This window comes from Pseudorhodoferax sp. Leaf265, assembly GCF_001422365.1.
In the GTDB taxonomy this organism is placed as follows: domain Bacteria; phylum Pseudomonadota; class Gammaproteobacteria; order Burkholderiales; family Burkholderiaceae_C; genus Pseudorhodoferax.
Window position 1 is genome coordinate 283673 of record NZ_LMMT01000001.1, and the last position, 16914, is coordinate 300586.

Consider the following 16914-nt stretch of genomic DNA (forward strand, 5'->3'; position numbering starts at 1 on the left):
TCTCCATTCGCAAAGCTGGCGCGCGCGTCAAATCTCCGTCAAATCTGCCGGCGGGGGCCTCGCGCGGCGCCCTGTGCATGAAGATTTGATGCCGAATTGACGGCGCGGTCGGCGGGCCCGGACTATGGTTTCGGCACCTTGGTTTCCGGGCGCCGAGACGCATGCTCCAACTCCTGCAAGACCTCGTCTTCATCCTGATCGTCAGCCTGTGCTTCGTCGGCTTCCTGCGCTGCACACGCGCCGTTCTGGCGCACCGCGGCGGCAGGCGCAACACCTCGGCCACCGGTCATGGCGAATGAATTGCTGCAGTTCGCGCTGGCCATGCTGGCCATCGTGCTGCCCTTGCTGCTGGGTTGGGTGCTGGTGGCGCTGTCCGCGCAGCGCCAGCGCGGCGGATCGAAGGCGCCGCGCCCGAAATGAGCGCGGCGGCCCTGCTGTTCTGGTGCGTCGCCGCGGCGAAGGTGTTGCTGTCCGCGCCCATCCAGATCCGCGCCGCACAGGCGCGCACCCCCGAACGCCTGCGCGAGGCACGCGGCCAGCGCAAGGACGACTGGCTGGCCATGGTCGTCATGGTGCTGGCCCTGCTCTCGGACAGCTATCCGCTCACGGGTTGGGCCTACCTGCAGATCCGCGAGGCCATGGGCCAGCCGTCGGGTCAGACCCCGAACCTGGCCGGCTGGGTCTACCTGGTGGGAACGGTCACGCTGGCCTGGCTGGTGCAGCGCAGCCTGCGGCGGCTCGGCACGCCGAGCCATCGCTGAGCACGGCGCCCAGCCGCCGGGGCCGGTCGCCGCCTGGAGGATGTCAGCGCGCCGGCGCGGCGTAGCGCTCCACGCGCTGGCCCACCAGCGCGTAGCCGCTGACACCGTGCACGGTGCTGGCACGCACCAGCTGCAGCCGGCCGCTGATCCAGACCGTGTCCATGGTGCCCAGCGACTTGTGGGGCTTGTCCAACCGCACATGGACGATCTGGTTGGCCGGCGGCGGCGGCGTGTGGATGCAGGCGCCGAAATGCGGCACCAGCAGCAGCTCGCGCAGGCCCTGGGCGGTGGTCTCCAGCGGCACCACGTAGCCCGGGATGCGGATGGCGGCGCCATCCAGCGCGGCGACCAGCGGCGCCTCGTCCCAGACCTTGCGCAGGCGCTGCAGCGCTGCGGCCGCGCGCGGGTCGTCGTCGGACAGGCTGCGCAGGTCCACGCCCGCGCCCTGGAAGTCGGCCCAGGGGTCCCAGTCCTTGGGCAGCAGCGCATCCCAGCCGATGGTGCGGAAAGCGGCCTCCTTGGTGTCCTTGGCGAAAGCCGGCGCCAGCACGGCGCAGGCCAGGGCCGCGCAGGCGCGGCGGCGCAACATGTTCATGGCGAGGGCTCCCTGGCAGGCGGCGAGAACGGCGCCAGCTTCTTGAACAGCAGCGGGCCTGCGAAGCTGGGCATGTCGTGCTCGTGGTCGTCGTGCGGGGCCACGCCTTCGCGCGACTTGCGCAGCCACACGCGGGCCAGCGCCGGGTCGCGCGCCACGCCCTCGCCGCGGTCGTAGGCGCGGCCCAGCGCGCGCTGGGCGCGCGGGTTGCCAGCCTCTGCCGCCTGTTGCAGCCAGGCGATGGCGGCGGCCATGTCGCGGCGCACACCCGCGCCGTCTGCGTAGGCGCGGTACAGCGCGTACTGCGAGCGCGAGGCGCAAGGGGCATCGGTGGCGGCGGTGCGGCGGTACCAGCGCATGGCCTCGGCCGGGTCCTTGCGTGCGCCGCCCCAGCCGTTGGCGTAGAAGTCGCCCAGCATGCACTGGGCCGACACGGCGCCCTGGCCTGCCGCCGTGCGGAACCAGTGGAACGCGGCCGTCGCATCCTTGGGCACCTGGGCATTGCCATCCAGGTACAGGTAGCCCAGGTCGACCTGGGCCGGCACGTGGCCGCGCTCGGCCGCCTGCCGCAAGAACGCATGGGCTTGCGCCAGGTCCACCACCTGGCCGGTCAGGCCGGCATAGTGACGGGCCTGGGCATAGAGCACCTGCGCGGATGGCGCAGGCTCGGCCTGGACCGCACAGGCCAGCGCCATGCAGGCGGCGAGCAGGGCCTGCCGCATGCGCATCAGCGGAAGGTCTGCGTCACATCCGCCGGCACCACGATCTCGCTGGCGGGCGTCAGCGCCATCGTGACCTGGCGTCCCTTCGCGATCGTGGCCAGCACGGCCTGGGCCTCGGCCAGCGAGTTCAGGCGCTTGGTGCGCAGCACCTCACCCGGCGCGGCATGCACCGACTCGACCGGGCCGCCACGGTAGGTGATGGTCTGGTTGGTACCCGGGCTGAACTGCACGAAGTTGTTCGGCAGGTAACCCTGGTAGCCGTCGTTGACCTGCACCGCGACCTGCACGTAGAAACCCGTGGGGTCGTTCACGTACTGGTCGGTGGCCGTCACGATGCCGCTGGCCAGCAACGGAATCGCCGGGTTCTTGTTCTGCGAACCGACGAAGCCCTGCACGATCTTGCCGCCGTCCAGCAGCGTCGCCGTGACCGTGGCGCCGGCCTCGCGTCCGGGCTTGAACGGGCCCGAGGTCTCGATGCTCTTGTACGAGGTGTTGGCCGCATCGCTGGCCGCGTAGGAGATCACAGAGCGGCGCTTCTCCAGCTGGTTGGCGAACTCGCTCGTGATGTTGGTGCCGCCCACGGCCGGCGAGTCGAACACCTTGGAGCGCATCGCGTCCAGCATGGTCAGCTGCTTGCCGGCGTTCGCCGGGTCGCGGTTGTAGGCCTTGAGTGCCTGGTAGACCTCGACGATGGGGAACTGGTTGGTGTGCTGCGGCGAGACGAAGTCCACGTCCAGGTTTTGCTGCAGGTAGCTGAAGCCGGCCTGGAACGACAGCCGCAGGAAGCCGTTGTTCGCGGTCGGCGTGGTCAGCCCGTTCACGCCGTAGCCGCCGTGGTAGCCGAAGGTGACGAACTTGCCGTCGGTCGGGTTCTTCACGCGGAACAGCATGTTGGTGGTGCCTGGCGTGTGGCCCGGCGACCAGATCACCATGATCTGCACGTTGCCGTAGTCGTACCACTGGTCGTACTGGTAGAAGTCCGTCGTGCGGGCGCGGATCTCGGTCTCCGAGGTGGGCAGCGCGCCGGCGATGTTCCAGGTGTTGCCGCGCTGGTCCTGCGTGATGCCGGTGACGTCCTCGCGCGAGGCCCACAGCTTGATGGGCTTGCCGGCGTTGTCCATCATGCGCAGCTGCTCGACGACGGTGCCGTAGTGGTCGCTGTGGCCGTGCGTGAGCCAGATGTCGGTGACGGCGCGCGGGTCCAGGCCCAGCAGCTCCATGTTCTTCCAGTACTGGTAGCCGCTGTTGGGCCAGCCGGCATCGATCTTGATGAGCTTGTCGTCCGACTTGTCGTTGGGCGTGCCCATGTCGGCACGCAGGATGTAGGAGGCGACTTCGTTGTCGCCCACGAAGTACATCGTGTCCTTGACCATCTCGAAGGGCTCGGTGCTGCGCGTGTAGGGCGCTTGCGTGACGCCCGTGGCGTTGATGGCCATGTAGGCCTGGCCCGAGACCGGGTCCGTGCCCTTGTCGGCCAGCAGCGGGCTTTGCGAGGGCACGTCCCAGACCGGCTTGCCGTCGCTGGTGGACTGCGGCGTGAAGTACCAGATCGCCACCACCTTGGCTTTTTCCAGCTCCGTGTGGTTGGTGTCGAACAGCAGGTAGGCGGCCTGGCGCGCGGTGGTGCTGTAGGCGTAGTCGGCCGTGACCGGGATGGCCGCGACGGTGGAGGCCGTGCTCTTGCCGTAGTCGCTGGTGTCGACGTTGAAGACCTTCACATCGGACGCGAGGGTGTAGGTCTCCTCGTAGCGCTTGATCGGCGTGGCGTAGGCCCGGCCGGCCATGTCGGCCAGCACGGCGCGGCCGTCGCCCACGGTGATGGTGTTTCCCGATTTGGCATAGACCCAGCCGGCCGCGACCATGGGGCCGGGGATGTCCTTGCTGCGCGTGACCTCGGGGCCGAACTTGGCCAGGTCGAACTGCGCTGCGGCGGAGCTGCCCTTGGCCAGCACCACGTTGAAGGTCTGGGCGGCGTCCGTGGCCACGGTGACCTGGTTGGCCTGGTTGGCCTGGGTGGAGGGCACCCAGTCGACCAGGTTGCCCGGCACCAGCTTGGCGCTGATGGCCGTGGCGGCTGCCGCGGAGACCGCCGTGGTGCTCAGCGTCTTCACGCCGTCCTTGGCCAGCACCGCCACGCTGACGGTCTGGTTGCCGCTGGCGTCGGTGGTGAGTTGCGGCGCGGCGTAGACCATGCCGGCGGCACGGAAGGCGCTGCGGTCCACGCCCTTGTCGTCGCTGCCACCGCAGGCGACGAGGGTGGCGGCGGCGATGGCGGCGGGCAGCAGGCGCCAGTGTCGGGGTGCTGTGTTCACTCAGGTCTCCTCTTGTTGAAATGGGCGGGCCGGGGCCGCCGGCCCGTGGCGCCCGCGGCGCAGGCCGCGGGCAGGGTTCAGCGGACCATGCAGGGCCGCTTGTTGTCGAACTTCCAGTTCGGGATGAGGTACTGCATGGCCACGCCGTCGTCGCGAGAACCCAGGCCATGCTGCAGGTACAGCCGGTGCGCCTTCTCGACCTCGGCCATGTCCAGCTCCACGCCCAGGCCNTCCTCAATAGCGCCGGGCAGGTGCCCGCAAATAGCCCAGTTCGGGATGAGGTACTGCATGGCCACGCCGTCGTCGCGAGAACCCAGGCCATGCTGCAGGTACAGCCGGTGCGCCTTCTCGACCTCGGCCATGTCCAGCTCCACGCCCAGGCCGGGCTTCTTGGGAACCTGCACGTAGCCGCCTTCGATCTGGAACGGCTCCTTGGTCAGCCGCTGGCCGTCCTGCCAGATCCAGTGCGTGTCGATGGCCGTGACCTTGCCCGGTGCGGCCGCGCCCACGTGCGTGAACATGGCCAGCGAGACGTCGAANCCGCTGGCCGTCCTGCCAGATCCAGTGCGTGTCGATGGCCGTGACCTTGCCCGGTGCGGCCGCGCCCACGTGCGTGAACATGGCCAGCGAGACGTCGAAGTGGTTGTTGCTGTGYGAGCCCCAGGTCAGGCCGAAGGCCTGGCACAGCTGGGCCACGCGCACSGAGCCGGCCATGGTCCAGAAGTGCGGGTCSGCCAGCGGGATGTCCACGGACTGSAGCGACAGGCTGTGCGCCATCTCGCGCCAGTCGGTGGCGACCATGTTGGTGGCGGTGGGCAGGCCGGTGGCGCGGCGGAACTCGGCCATGACTTCGCGGCCGCTGAACACGCCTTCGGCGCCGCAGGGGTCTTCCGCATACGCGACGACGCCGCGCATGCGCTGGCCCAGGCGGATGGCGTCCTTGAGCAGCCAGCCGCCGTTGGGGTCCAGCGTGACGCGGGCTTCGGGGAAGCGTTCGTGCAGGGCGGTGACGGCGTCGACCTCCTCGTCGCCGCGCAGCACGCCGCCCTTGAGCTTGAAGTCCTGGAAGCCATAGCGTTCCTGCGCCGCCTCGGCCAGGCGCACGATGGCCTCGGGCGTCATGGCCTTCTCATGGCGCAGGCGGAACCAGGCGTTGTCGGCCTCGGGCTCGCGCCGGTAGGCCAGGTCCGTCTTGTCCCGGTCGCCCACGTAGAACAGATAGCCCAGCATCTGCACGGCCTCGCGCTGCTGGCCTTCGCCGAGCAGGGCCGCGACATGGCCTTCTCATGGCGCAGGCGGAACCAGGCGTTGTCGGCCTCGGGCTCGCGCCGGTAGGCCAGGTCCGTCTTGTCCCGGTCGCCCACGTAGAACAGGTAGCCCAGCATCTGCACGGCATCGCGCTGCTGGCCTTCGCCGAGCAGGGCCGCGACCGGCACCTCCAGGTGTTGGCCCAGCAGGTCGAGCAAGGCGGACTCGGCAGCCGTGACGGCGTGGATGGCCACGCGCAGGTCGAAGGTCTGCAGGCCGCGGCCGCCGCTGTCGCGTTCGGCGAACTGCGTGCGCATGGCGTTCAGCACGGCCTGGTAGTTGCCCACGGGCTGGCCGACGATGAGCGCGCGCGCGTCTTCCAGCGTCTGGCGGATCTTCTCGCCGCCGGGCACCTCGCCCACGCCGGTGTGGCCGGCGTTGTCCGTGAGGATCAGCAGGTTGCGCGTGAAGTACGGGCCGTGCGCGCCCGACAGGTTCATGAGCATGTCGTCGTGGCCCGCCACGGGCACGACACGCAGGTCTTTGACGATGGGGGTGGACACGAGAGTCTCCTGAAGGGGCGCGGGGCCCGCCGGCATGGCGGGCCCCGAGGGAGCGAAGCTTACTGCGGGCCGAGCTTTTGGATCAGCGCCGCGAGTTCTTCCATCTCGTTCGGCTTGAGGTCGGACAGCGGTGCGCGCACCGGGCCGCCGTCGTGGCCGACGATCCTGGCGCCGGCCTTGATGATGGAGACGCCGTAGCCTTCCACGCGGTTGCGGATGGCCAGGTAGGGCATGAAGAACTCCTTGAGCAGCTTGTGCTGGGTCGCCATGTCGTCGGCGGCCACGGCCTTGTAGAACTCCATCGCCGTCTTCGGGATGAAGTTGAACACCGCCGACGAGTACACCGGCGTGCCCAGCGCCTTGTAGGCCGCGGCATAGACCTCGGCCGTCGGCAGGCCACCCAGGTAGGAGAAGCGGTCGCCCATGGCCATGAAGATGGAGGACATGGTCTCGATGTTGCCCACGCCGTCCTTGAAGCCGATCAGGTTCGGGCAGCGGTCGGCCAGGATGCGCAGCGATTGCGGCGTGAGCTTGGTGCGGTCGCGGTTGTAGACGATGACGCCGAACTTCACGCTGTTGCAGACCTGGGCCACGTGCTCGATCAGGCCTTCCTGGCCGGCTTCGGTCAGGTAGTGCGGCAGCAGCAGGATGCCGTGGGCGCCCAGGCGCTCGGCTTCCTGGGCATGGGCGATGGCGGTGCGCGTCGGGCCGCCGGCCCCGGCGATGATCGGCACCTTGCCGCGGCAGGTGTCCACCGCGGTCTTGATGACCTGGCTGTATTCCTCGCCGGCCAGCGAGAAGTACTCGCCCGTGCCGCCGGCGGCGAACAGCGCGCTGGCGCCGTAGGGGGCCAGCCATTCCAGGCGCTCGATGTAGGTCTTGGGGCGGAAGTTGCCTTGCTCGTCGAAGTCCGTGATCGGGAACGACAGCAGGCCGGAGCCCATGATGGATTTGAGTTCTTGCGGATTCATGTTGGTGTCCTCGTTGTCGAGTGGGTCAAAAAATCAGTCGAGCTTGATGCCGGCGGCCTGCACCACGGTGGCCCAGCGGGCGCGTTCCTTGGCGAAGAACTGCTCTTCCTCGGCCGGTGCCATGGTCACCACCTCGGCGCCCTGCCCGGCCAGGCGCGAGCGGATGTCGGCCGAGCGGATCACCGTGATCAGCTCCTTGTTCAGGCGCTGCACGATGGCGTCCGGCGTGCCGCGCGCCACGCGCACGCCCTGCCAGGTGCCCGACTCGTAGCCCGGCACGCCCTGCTCGGCAATCGTCGGCGTGTCGCCCACCAGCGGCATGCGCGTGCCCTTGGACACCGCCAGCAGCTTGAGCTTGCCGCTCTGCACATGCGGCAACGTGGCCAGCATGCCGTTCATGAGCACCTGGGTCTGGCCGCCCACGGTGTCCTGGATCGCCTGCACGCCGCCCTTGTAGGGCACGTAGACCCACTTGGCGTTGGTGGCACGCTCCAGCGCCACGCCGGCCAGGTGCGGTGCACTGCCAGTGGCGGTGACGGCGAAGTTCAGGTCCGTGGTCTTGGACAGCGCCACGAGCTCCTTGAGGTTGTTGGCCTTCACGGACGGGTGCACCACCAGCAGGTGCGGCGAGTAGGCCAGCATGGTCACGCCACGCAGGTCCTTGGACGGGTCGAACGCGAGCTTGGTGTAGACCGAGGGGCTGATCGCCAGCGCGCCCACGTCGCACAGCAGCAGCGTGTAGCCGTCGGGTTGGGACTTGGCGACGAAGTCGGCGCCCAGGTTGCCGTTGGCGCCGGCCTTGTTTTCCACGATCACCGTCTGCTTGAGCGCATCGGCCAGCGGCACGCTGATGGCGCGCGCGATGATGTCCGACGACCCACCCGGCGGGTAGGGCACGACGATGCGGATCGGCTTGCTCGGCCAGTTGTCCTTGCCCTGGCCGAAGCTCGGCAGGGCGACGGAGGCGGCAGCGGCGGCCAGCAGTTCACGGCGTTTCAGTTGCATCAAGGTCTCCTCGGGTCGGTGCGGTGCGATGAAGTCAGTCATCGTACAACCAAAGACGAGCCGCTGCCAAGTTTTTTATGCAACGGGTTCAGGCCGATGCGCCGGCCGAGCGCTGGGCGGCTTCCTGCGCCAGGCGCAGCCGTTCGCGGCTGTTGGTCAGGTGGATGCGCATGGCGGCGCGTGCGGAATCGGGATCGCGGCGGGCGATGGCGGCGTAGATCTCCTCGTGCTCGCGGTTCACGCGCACCAGGTACTCGCCGCGCCGGTCGTGGTTGCGGATCGCGCTCACACGGGTGCGCGGGATCAGCGTGGTGCCCAGGTGCCCCATGATGTCGGCGAAGTACGGATTGCCCGTCGCCTGGGCGATCTGCAGGTGGAAGCTGAAGTCGTGCTGGACGGTGTCGCCGCCGGCCACCACATTGGCCTCGAACGCGTCGAGCGCCTCGCGCAGCCCGCGCAACTGCTCCTCCGTGCGGCGCAGCGCGGCCAGCCCCGCCGACTCGGTTTCCAGGCTGATGCGCAGCTCCAGCACGGCCAGCACATCGACCGTGGTGGCGATGTCCGAGCCCTCCAGCCGGAACATGCCGGCCGCGCGCGGCGGCAGCACGAAGGTACCCACGCCATGGTGCGTCTCCACGAGGCCGGAGGCCTGCAGCTTGGACAGCGCCTCGCGCACCACGGTGCGGCTCACGCCATAGGCCTGCATGATGGCCGACTCGGTCGGCAGCTTGTCACCGGTGCGCAACTGCTGGCTGCGGATCTTCTCCGAGAGATCGTCCACCAGGCCATGGGCCAGGCCGCGGCCGCGGCGGCGCGGAACCGGCGCCGCGAACGGCGCTGCGGTGGCAGTGTCGGGCGCAGCGGCCGGCCCGGTTGACAGCGTGGACATGGGCTCATCATAGTTCGTTTGCATGTTGTACGACAACAGACCATGGGCGGACCCGCATTTCCCGCGACCGCCCTTCTGTGGCATGGTTCGCGCCCTGCGTCACTTTCCGGTCGATCCATCCATGACAGTCCCGCGCAAGCGCGCCGCCACCATCCGCGACGTGGCCGAGGCCGCCCAGGTCTCCACCGCCACGGTCTCCAAGTTCGTCAACGGCAACCAGCGCTTCACGGCCGAGGTGGAGGCCCGCATCGCCCAGGCCGTGCGCCACCTGGGCTATTCGCTGAACCCGATGGCGCGCGGCATGATCACAGGCCAGACCGGCAACGTCGGCATCGTGATCCTGGACATCCGCAACCCCTACTTCACGAGCCTCGTGAAGGGCGCCGCGCGCCAGGCCGCCAGCGCCGGGCTCAACCTGATCATCGCGGACGCGGAAGAAAGCACCTCGCCCGAACTCGGTGTGCTGCAGTCGCTGCGCCGGCGCGTGGACGGCCTCATCGTCAGCGCGCGCCTGCCGGCGCCGGCCATCGAGTCGCTGTTCGACAGCGGCACGCCCGTGGTGTTCTACGGCCGGCCCTCGCCCTACGAGAAGAACCACAACGTGGGCTGTGACAACTACGCCGCCGCGCTGATGCTGGGCCGCCACCTGCGCGAGCTGGGCCATCGCCGCATCAGCTACCTGGGCTTCTCGGGCGCGCGCTGGAGCTTCGAGCGCGAGCGCGGGCTCAAGGACGCCTTCAAGGGCGTGGACGCGCACTTCCGCACCTTCGACGCCACGGCGCCATCGGCCGAGGAAGGCGAGCGCCTGGCCTCCACCGTGCTGCTCTCGCAGGAGCTGGACGACGCCATCGTCACCTACAACGACCTGCTGGCCATGGGCCTCCTGGTGGAGGCCAAGTCGCTGGGCATCCGCGTGCCCGAGCAGGTCTCGGTGGCCGGCTTCGACAATCTGGCCTACGGCCGGCTCGTGAGCCCGGCGCTGACCAGCGTGGACATGATGGGCGAGGCCACGGGCGAGCTGGCCATGCGCAAGCTGGTCGGCGTGATCAAGGGGCAGCCCTCCATGCACGAGGACGACGTGCTGCAGAGCCGCATCGTCGCGCGCGAGTCCACCGGGCCACGGCGGACTAGGGTAAACGATTAGCCTTCAGGGATTGACGGCATCACATCGCTGCAGGACGATCACTCCATTCGCCTGTTGGCGTATTTTTTTCAAGACCAGTTAAACGTTTACCTTTCTTATCTTGTTTCCCTGCCCTGGTGCAACACGAAACTTCTGGAAAACCCGCTCTGGTCACCCGCTGAATCCACGTTCCATCCTTTGCTGTCATGTCCACTTCGACCTCTTCCGATGTGCCCCGCCTGCCGCGCCTGCTCCTGACCGGGGCCGCCGGCGGCCTGGGCAAGGTGCTGCGCGAGCGCCTGGTGCGCTATGCCCGGGTGCTGCGCGTGTCCGACATCGCCGCCCTCGGCGAAGCCCGCGGCGCGCACGAAGAGGTCGTGCCCTGCGACCTGGCCGACAAGCAGGCCGTCGCCGCGCTGCTGGCCGGCTGTGACGCCATCGTGCACCTGGGCGGTGTGTCGGTGGAGCGCCCCTTCGAGGAGATCCTCGAGGCCAACATCAAGGGCATCTTCAACGTCTACGAAGCCGCGCGCCGCCATGGCGTCAGGCGCGTGGTGTTCGCCAGTTCCAACCACGTGATCGGCTTCTACAAGCAGACCGAGAAGCTCGACGCTGGTGTGCTGCGCCGGCCCGACGGCTACTACGGCCTGTCCAAGTCCTTCGGCGAGGACATGGCGCAGTTCTACTTCGACCGCTACGGCATCGAGACCGTCAGCATCCGCATCGGCTCCTCGTTCCCCGAGCCGCTGAACCGCCGGATGATGAGCACCTGGCTCAGCTACGACGACCTCACAGCCCTGGTCGAGAAGGCCTTGTTCACGCCGGGCGTGGGCCATACCGTGGTCTACGGCGCCTCGGCCAACAAGAACGTCTGGTGGGACAACCACGCCGCCGCCAAGCTGGGCTGGACGCCCCAGGACAGTTCGGAACCGTTCCGCGCCAAGGTCGAGGCCCAGCCGCCCGTGGCCGCGAACGACCCCAACGCCATCTACCAGGGCGGCGCCTTCACGGCCCAAGGCCCCTTTGGAGATTGAGTTGAGCACCGCAGAACTCGTCCTCGACGCCCGCAACGGCACCGGCGAAAGCCCGGTCTGGCATGCGGGCGAGCAGGCGCTGTACTGGGTCGACATCCCGGGCAAGGCCATCCACCGCTGGTCGCCCGTGCAGGGCCACCGCCTGTGGGCCACCGCAGAGATGCCGGCCTGCATCGCGGCCACCGCCCAGCCGGGCCGCTGGATCGCGGGCATGGAGACCGGCCTGTTCGCGCTGCAACTGCAGGACGACGGCCAGGTGCAGGCCGAGCGCCTGGCCGCCGTGCAGCATGGCTCCTCCGCCATGCGCTTCAACGACGGCCGCTGCGACCGCCAGGGCCGCTTCTGGGCCGGCACCATGTGCCTGGACATGGGTGCAGCCATCCGCGCCGGCGCCTGGTACCGCTACGGCGCAGGCGACACCGCCCTGCCCGCGCAGCTCAGCGACTTCATCGTGCCCAACGGCCTGGCGTTCAGCCCCGATGGCACGACCATGTACCTGTCGGATTCGCATCCCCAGGAGCAACGCATCTGGGCGTTCGACTACGACACCGCCAGTGGCACGCCGTCCAACCGCCGCCTGTTCGTCGACATGAACCCGCTGCCCGGCCGCCCCGACGGCGCCGCCATCGATGTGGACGGCTGCTACTGGATCTGCGGCAACGACGCCGGCCTCGTGCACCGTTTCACGCCCGACGGCCGGCTCGACAAGTCGCTGGCCGTGCCGGTCAAGAAGCCTGCGATGTGCGCCTTCGGCGGCCCGCGCCTGGACACTTTGTACGTGACCTCCATCCGGCCCGGCGGCGACCTGTCGGACCAGCCGCTGGCCGGCGGCGTGTTCGCGCTGGACCCTGGCACCCAGGGCATCGCGGAACCGGCCTTCCAACCCTGATCCCCTTTCACCACCACCACAGAGGACGACAAATGACCCGCACCAAAACCCTTCTCGCGCTGGCCGCCAGCGCTTTTGCCCTGTCGGCCCAGGCCGTCGAGTTCCGCTCGGCCGACGTGCACAACAGCGACGACTACCCCACCGTGGCGGCCGTCAAGCACATGAGCCAGGTGCTGGCCAAGGAAAGCGGCGGCAAGTACACGATCAAGGTCTTCAACAAGAGCGCACTGGGCTCGGAGAAGGAAACGCTGGACCAGGTCAAGATCGGCGCGCTGGAGATGAACCGCGTCAACATCAGCTCGCTGAACTCGATCTGCCCGAAGACGCTGGTGCCCACCATGCCCTTCCTGTTCGACTCCATCCCGCACATGCGCAAGGTGCTGGACGGCCCGGTCGGCGAGGAGATCCTGAAGGGCTGCGAGAGCCAGGGCCTCGTGGGCCTGGCCTTCTACGACTCGGGCGCGCGCTCCATCTACGCCAAGAAGCCGGTCAAGACCCTGGCCGACGCCAAGGGCCTGAAGATCCGCGTGCAGCAGTCCGACCTGTGGGTCGCGCTGGTCGGCGCCATGGGCGCCAACGCCACGCCCATGCCCACCGGCGAGGTCTACACCGCGCTGAAGACCGGCCTGATCGATGCGGCCGAGAACAACATCCCTTCCTACGAAGGCTTCAAGCACTACGAGGCGGTGAAGTTCTACTCGCACACCGAGCACTCGATGGCGCCCGAGATGCTGGTCATTTCCAAGGCCATCTTCGACAAGATGAGCCCGGCCGACCAGGCCCTGTTCCGCAAGGCCGCCAAGGAATCGGTGACCTTCCAGCGCCAGAAGTGGGACGAGCAGGAAGCCAAGGCGCTGGACATCGTCGTCAAGGCCGGCTCCACCATCGTCAAGGACGTGGACAAGGCCTCGTTCAAGGCCGCCATGCAGCCGGTCTACGCCAAGTTCATCAACACGCCGGACCTGCAGCGCCTGGTCAAGGCCGTGCAGGACACGAAGTAAGCCGTTGAACCGGCCGGGCCCGCACGCCGCGGGACCGGCCTTCCCGCCGGACACGCCATGAATTCTCCCCTGCCCTCGGCCCACGCCGCTGCGACGAGCGCGATTGCCGCGCCGGTCGCGCCCTCACTCGACCCGACCCCTGACCGCCAGCCCGCGACGCACTGGTATTCGCGCCTGTGCGGCGCGCTGAGCAAGGCCAGCCTGATCCTGGCCATCTTCGGCCTGGTCGGCATCATCGTCAGCGTGCAGGTCCAGGTGGTCGGCCGCTACGTCTTCAACGACACCCCGACCTGGGCCGAGGCCCTGGCGCTGCAGCTGGTGCTGTACGTCACCGCGCTGGGCGTGGCCGTGGGCGTGCGCGACGCCGGCCACATCGGCCTGGAGTCGCTGGTCTCGCTGCTGCCCGAAGGCTTGCGGCTGAAGATCGAGATCCTGATCCACGCGCTGGTGGCGCTGTTCGGCGGCATCATGGTGCAAAGCGGCTGGCTCTGGACGCGCCTGAAGTGGGACGAACTCGATCCCATGCTGCAGATGCCCGTGGGCATCGACTACCTCTCGCTGGTCATCGCCGGCATCCTGATCGTCCTGTTCAGCATCGAACACATCGTCGCGCTCATCCGCCACGAAGACGTCGTCCCCTCCTGGTACTGACCCCATGGAACTGACCGTTCTCTCCATCGTCTTCGCGGTGCTGCTCGTGCTGGGCGTGCCCGTGGCCTTCTCCATCGGCCTGGCCTCGGTGGCCACCGTGCTGTACTCGGGCATGCCCATTGCCATCGTCTTCCAGAAGATGGTGGGCGGCATGCAGATCTTCTCGTTCCTGGCGATCCCGTTCTTCGTGTTCGCCGGTGAACTCATGCTGTACGGCGGCATCGCCGACCGCATCGTGCGCTTCGCCAACAGCCTGGTGGGCCACGTGCGCGGCGGCCTGGGCATGAGCAACGTGCTGGGCTGCACGCTGTTCGGCGGCGTCGCGGGCTCGCCGCTGGCGGACGTCTCGGCCATGGGCTCGGTGATGATCCCGCTCATGAAGAAGGAAGGCTACGACGCCGACTACGCCGTGAACGTGACCACGCACGCGGCCCTGGTCGGTGCGCTGATGCCCACCTCGCACAACCTGATCATCTTCACGCTGGCGACCACGGGCATCGCCTCGGTCAGCGTGTTCAGCCTGATCCTGGCGGGCGTGATCCCGGCGCTGCTGCTGACCATCTGCAACCTGATCGCCGCCTACTACGTGGCGGTCAAGCGCGGCTACCCCACGCGCGGCAAGTTCCCGGGCTGGGGCGAGGTCATCAAGTCCTTCCTGGGCGCGCTGCCAGGCCTGCTCATCGTCGTGATCATCCTGGCCGGCATCCTGTCGGGCATCTTCACGGCCACCGAATCGGCGGCCACCGCCGTGCTGTGGGCGCTGCTGGTCACGGTGCTGGTCTACCGCTCGCTGTCGTGGAAGGACTTCCTCAAGGCCTGTGCCAAGGCCTGCAAGACCACCGGCGTGGTGCTGCTGCTGATCGGCATCAGCTCGGCCTTCGGTTACTTCATGGCGCTGTACGAGGTGCCGCAGAAGACCGGCGAGCTGATGCAGTCGGTGACCACCAGCCCGTGGATGATCTTCCTGATGATCAACGTGCTGCTGTTCGTGCTGGGCACCTTCCTGGACATGGCAGCCACCATCCTGATCTGCACGCCGATCTTCCTGCCCATCGCCGCCCAGTTCGGCATGGACCCGGTGCAGTTCGGCATCGTCATGCTGATCAACTGCGCGCTGGGCCTGAACACGCCGCCCGTGGGGGTCACGCAGTTCGTGGGGTGCGCCATCGGCGGGGTCTCGGTAGGGCAGGTGATGAAGTCCATCCTGCCCTTCTACGGCGCGCTGACAGCCTGCCTGATGCTCGTGACCTACGTGCCGGCGTTCTCGCTGTGGCTGCCGGGACTGTTCAAGTAAACCAGGAGAGATGCACATGCAGGATCTGAAAGGCAAGACCGCGCTCGTGACAGGCGCCAGCACCGGCATCGGCGCCGCCGTGGCGGCTGCGCTCGGCGCACAGGGCTGCAAGGTGGTGGTGCACTACAACCAGAGCGAAGGCCCGGCGCAGGCCGTGGTCGCGCAGATCGTGCAAGGCGGCGGCCAAGCCGTGGCGCTGCGCGCCGACGTGCGCGACAGCGCGGCCATCAAGTCCTGCGTGGCCGCCACCGTGCAGGCCTTCGGCGGCGTCGACATCCTCGTCAACAACGCCGGCAGCCTGGTGCAGCGCGCGCCCATCGCCGAGTTCACCGACGCACTGTTCGACGAAGTGCTGCACGTCAACGCGCTGTCGGCGCTGGTGTTCTGCCGCGAGGTGGTGCCGCTCATGCGCCAGCAGGGCCGCGGCGGCAGCATCATCAACGTGACCTCGGTGGCCGCGCGCAACGGCGGCGGGCCGGGCGCCTACCTCTATGCAGGGTCCAAGGGCTTCATCAGCACGGCCACGCGCGGCCTGGCCAAGGAACTGGTGCCCGACCGCATCCGCGTCAACGCGGTGGCGCCGGGTGTGATCGCCACACCGTTCCAGGACCGCTTCTCCACCGCGCAGATGCTCGAGAACTTCCGCGCCAGCATCCCCATGGGCCGGCTCGGCACGGCAGAAGAATGCGTGGGCGCCTTCCTGTACCTCGCCTCCGAGCAACTCTCGGGCTACGTGACCGGCCAGATCCTGGAAGTCAACGGCGGCCAGTACATGCCGTGATGCGCATCGCCGTCATCGGCGCGGGCGTGGCCGCGCCACCGCATCTGCGCAGCCTGCACGACCTGCGCGGCCAGGCCGAAGTGGCATGGGTCTGGGGCCGCGACCTGCAGCGGCTGGCAACTGTCGAACTGCCGGCCGGTGCGCGCACGACGACGCGGCTCGACGATGTGCTGGAGGACAGGAGCGTCACCGCCGCGCTGGTGCTGACGCCCCCACAGTCGCACCTGGACATCGTCGAGCGCCTGGCCGCGGCCGGCAAGCACGTGCTGGTCGAGAAGCCCGTGGAACTCACGCTGGCACGCGCCGAGGCCCTCGTGGCCGCCTGTGCGCGCCATGGCGTGCGCCTGGCCGTGATGCTGCAGCACCGCGCGAGTCCTGCCGCACTGCAACTGGCGGAACTGGTCCGCAGCGGCAGTCTCGGCCGGCTCACAAGTGCCAGCGCCACCGTGCGCTGGTGGCGCCCGCAGAGCTACTACGACCAGCCCGGCCGCGGCACGCTGGCGCGCGACGGTGGCGGCGTGCTCATGACGCAGGCCATCCACACGCTGGACCTGCTGCTGCACCTGGTCGGCGCGCCGCAGCGCGTGATGGGCCTGGCCGCCACCTCGCCCGTGCACCGGATGGAGACCGAGGACCAGGCGGCGGCTTTGCTGCACTGGGAGAACGGCGCCATCGGTGTGCTCGACGCGACCACTGCCGCCTACCCGGGCTACCCCGAGCGCATCGCGCTGAACTTCACGCAGGGCACGGCCACGCTGGAAGCCGGTGCGCTGGTCGTCGAGCGCCCGGGCCAGGACACGCTGCGCGTGGGCCAGCCCCAGGCCTCGGGCGCGGGCGCCAACCTCATGGGCTTCGACCACGCCGGCCACCGCGCCGTGATCGCGGACTTCCTGGCCGCCATCGGCGAGGGGCGCGCACCGCTCACCGACGGTGCCTCGGCCCTGGTCGTGCAGCGGCTCATCGAGGCCGTGCTGCGCTCCTCGCGCGAGGGCGGCGCCGTCGGCTTGTAGCGGCGTCATTCCTGCGGGGCATGGCGGTGTTGACGCAATGCCATTGGTCAAAGGGGAAGGCAGTG

At 68.7% G+C, this 16914-nt stretch carries 17 protein-coding genes and 3 pseudogenes; 11 read left to right on the top strand and 9 right to left on the bottom strand.

The features are described 5' to 3' along the window. Positions 1-161: 161 nt before the first annotated feature. Genes ASF45_RS34935 through ASF45_RS01330 form a run of 3 tightly spaced genes read left to right on the top strand, consistent with a single transcriptional unit; the run spans position 162 to position 761 of the window. Positions 162-299 (top strand): hypothetical protein, encoded by a 138-nt coding sequence (locus ASF45_RS34935; protein WP_156472776.1) that lies wholly within the window; start codon positions 162-164, stop codon positions 297-299. After that, positions 289-420 carry a hypothetical protein gene (locus ASF45_RS36785; protein ID WP_255357751.1) on the top strand — a complete coding sequence of 44 codons (132 nt, stop codon included), beginning with the start codon at positions 289-291 and terminating at the stop codon, positions 418-420. Before ASF45_RS34935 ends, ASF45_RS36785 begins: the two co-directional genes overlap by 11 nt. Further along, positions 417-761 carry a hypothetical protein gene (locus tag ASF45_RS01330; protein ID WP_056655717.1) on the top strand — a complete coding sequence of 115 codons (345 nt, stop codon included), beginning with the start codon at positions 417-419 and terminating at the stop codon, positions 759-761. Before ASF45_RS36785 ends, ASF45_RS01330 begins: the two co-directional genes overlap by 4 nt. Before the next feature lie 43 nt (positions 762-804). On the opposite strand, the gene ASF45_RS01335 is transcribed toward ASF45_RS01330, so the two are convergent. The 9 genes and pseudogenes from ASF45_RS01335 to ASF45_RS01365 form a co-directional block, all read right to left on the bottom strand. Further along, positions 805-1356, bottom strand: coding sequence for a DUF3299 domain-containing protein (locus tag ASF45_RS01335; RefSeq protein WP_056655720.1), 552 nt, complete (start codon positions 1354-1356; stop codon positions 805-807). Further along, positions 1353-2078, bottom strand: a complete 726-nt coding sequence (locus ASF45_RS01340) for a tetratricopeptide repeat protein (protein ID WP_162243947.1) — start codon at positions 2076-2078, stop codon at positions 1353-1355. Before ASF45_RS01340 ends, ASF45_RS01335 begins: the two co-directional genes overlap by 4 nt. 5 nt (positions 2079-2083) lie before the next feature. Next, positions 2084-4390: an MBL fold metallo-hydrolase gene (locus ASF45_RS01345; RefSeq protein ID WP_056655726.1), complete on the bottom strand. Its 2307-nt coding sequence runs from the start codon at positions 4388-4390 to the stop codon at positions 2084-2086. A gap of 231 nt (positions 4391-4621) precedes the next feature. Next, a pseudogene (locus ASF45_RS36205) lies at positions 4622-4929 on the bottom strand (enolase C-terminal domain-like protein); the annotation flags it as partial. A gap of 1 nt (position 4930) precedes the next feature. Next, a pseudogene (locus tag ASF45_RS01350) lies at positions 4931-5665 on the bottom strand (enolase C-terminal domain-like protein); the annotation flags it as partial. A 56-nt stretch (positions 5666-5721) separates the two neighbouring features. Continuing rightward, positions 5722-6237: pseudogene (gene gudD, locus ASF45_RS37025) on the bottom strand (glucarate dehydratase); the annotation flags it as partial. A gap of 23 nt (positions 6238-6260) precedes the next feature. Then, positions 6261-7172, bottom strand: coding sequence for a 5-dehydro-4-deoxyglucarate dehydratase (kdgD, locus tag ASF45_RS01355; protein ID WP_056655728.1), 912 nt, complete (start codon positions 7170-7172; stop codon positions 6261-6263). A 33-nt stretch (positions 7173-7205) separates the two neighbouring features. Then, positions 7206-8177 (bottom strand): tripartite tricarboxylate transporter substrate binding protein, encoded by a 972-nt coding sequence (locus tag ASF45_RS01360; protein ID WP_056655731.1) that lies wholly within the window; start codon positions 8175-8177, stop codon positions 7206-7208. 88 nt (positions 8178-8265) lie between these two features. Then, on the bottom strand, positions 8266-9066 hold the full coding sequence (locus tag ASF45_RS01365; RefSeq protein ID WP_056655733.1) for a FadR/GntR family transcriptional regulator: 801 nt from the start codon (positions 9064-9066) through the stop codon (positions 8266-8268). A 121-nt stretch (positions 9067-9187) separates the two neighbouring features. Here ASF45_RS01365 and ASF45_RS01370 point away from each other — a divergent pair, with 121 nt between their 5' ends. The 8 genes from ASF45_RS01370 to ASF45_RS01405 all read left to right on the top strand — a co-directional run bounded on the left by ASF45_RS01370 (position 9188) and on the right by ASF45_RS01405 (position 16849). Next, complete coding sequence (locus tag ASF45_RS01370; RefSeq protein WP_056655736.1) at positions 9188-10210, top strand: LacI family DNA-binding transcriptional regulator; 1023 nt, start codon at positions 9188-9190, stop codon at positions 10208-10210. 185 nt (positions 10211-10395) lie between these two features. Next, positions 10396-11223, top strand: coding sequence for an NAD(P)-dependent oxidoreductase (locus ASF45_RS01375; RefSeq protein ID WP_056655739.1), 828 nt, complete (start codon positions 10396-10398; stop codon positions 11221-11223). Position 11224: 1 nt separating this feature from the next. Continuing rightward, positions 11225-12112, top strand: coding sequence for an SMP-30/gluconolactonase/LRE family protein (locus ASF45_RS01380; protein ID WP_056655742.1), 888 nt, complete (start codon positions 11225-11227; stop codon positions 12110-12112). Between the two features lie 32 nt (positions 12113-12144). Further along, positions 12145-13113 (top strand): TRAP transporter substrate-binding protein, encoded by a 969-nt coding sequence (locus tag ASF45_RS01385; RefSeq protein ID WP_056655746.1) that lies wholly within the window; start codon positions 12145-12147, stop codon positions 13111-13113. A gap of 57 nt (positions 13114-13170) precedes the next feature. Beyond that, a complete protein-coding gene (locus ASF45_RS01390; protein ID WP_082550746.1) occupies positions 13171-13764 on the top strand; it encodes a TRAP transporter small permease in 594 nt (197 codons plus the stop codon). 4 nt (positions 13765-13768) lie between these two features. Further along, positions 13769-15058: a TRAP transporter large permease gene (locus ASF45_RS01395; RefSeq protein WP_056655750.1), complete on the top strand. Its 1290-nt coding sequence runs from the start codon at positions 13769-13771 to the stop codon at positions 15056-15058. Positions 15059-15074: 16 nt separating this feature from the next. Next, complete coding sequence (locus ASF45_RS01400; RefSeq protein WP_056657381.1) at positions 15075-15839, top strand: SDR family NAD(P)-dependent oxidoreductase; 765 nt, start codon at positions 15075-15077, stop codon at positions 15837-15839. After that, positions 15839-16849 carry a Gfo/Idh/MocA family protein gene (locus ASF45_RS01405; protein WP_056655752.1) on the top strand — a complete coding sequence of 337 codons (1011 nt, stop codon included), beginning with the start codon at positions 15839-15841 and terminating at the stop codon, positions 16847-16849. Before ASF45_RS01400 ends, ASF45_RS01405 begins: the two co-directional genes overlap by 1 nt. Positions 16850-16914 lie beyond the last annotated feature (65 nt).

Bases quoted from the DNA above. Each gene is read 5' to 3' on its own strand.
- ASF45_RS34935 (WP_156472776.1), top strand. From the start codon at position 162: ATGCTCCAACTCCTGCAAGACCTCGTCTTCATCCTGATCGTCAGCCTG.
- ASF45_RS36785 (WP_255357751.1), top strand. From the start codon at position 289: ATGGCGAATGAATTGCTGCAGTTCGCGCTGGCCATGCTGGCCATCGTG.
- ASF45_RS01330 (WP_056655717.1), top strand. From the start codon at position 417: ATGAGCGCGGCGGCCCTGCTGTTCTGGTGCGTCGCCGCGGCGAAGGTG.
- ASF45_RS01335 (WP_056655720.1), bottom strand. From the start codon at position 1,356: ATGAACATGTTGCGCCGCCGCGCCTGCGCGGCCCTGGCCTGCGCCGTG.
- ASF45_RS01340 (WP_162243947.1), bottom strand. From the start codon at position 2,078: ATGCGGCAGGCCCTGCTCGCCGCCTGCATGGCGCTGGCCTGTGCGGTC.
- kdgD (WP_056655728.1), bottom strand. From the start codon at position 7,172: ATGAATCCGCAAGAACTCAAATCCATCATGGGCTCCGGCCTGCTGTCG.
- ASF45_RS01360 (WP_056655731.1), bottom strand. From the start codon at position 8,177: ATGCAACTGAAACGCCGTGAACTGCTGGCCGCCGCTGCCGCCTCCGTC.
- ASF45_RS01365 (WP_056655733.1), bottom strand. From the start codon at position 9,066: ATGTCCACGCTGTCAACCGGGCCGGCCGCTGCGCCCGACACTGCCACC.
- ASF45_RS01370 (WP_056655736.1), top strand. From the start codon at position 9,188: ATGACAGTCCCGCGCAAGCGCGCCGCCACCATCCGCGACGTGGCCGAG.
- ASF45_RS01375 (WP_056655739.1), top strand. From the start codon at position 10,396: ATGTCCACTTCGACCTCTTCCGATGTGCCCCGCCTGCCGCGCCTGCTC.
- ASF45_RS01385 (WP_056655746.1), top strand. From the start codon at position 12,145: ATGACCCGCACCAAAACCCTTCTCGCGCTGGCCGCCAGCGCTTTTGCC.
- ASF45_RS01390 (WP_082550746.1), top strand. From the start codon at position 13,171: ATGAATTCTCCCCTGCCCTCGGCCCACGCCGCTGCGACGAGCGCGATT.
- ASF45_RS01395 (WP_056655750.1), top strand. From the start codon at position 13,769: ATGGAACTGACCGTTCTCTCCATCGTCTTCGCGGTGCTGCTCGTGCTG.
- ASF45_RS01400 (WP_056657381.1), top strand. From the start codon at position 15,075: ATGCAGGATCTGAAAGGCAAGACCGCGCTCGTGACAGGCGCCAGCACC.
- ASF45_RS01405 (WP_056655752.1), top strand. From the start codon at position 15,839: ATGCGCATCGCCGTCATCGGCGCGGGCGTGGCCGCGCCACCGCATCTG.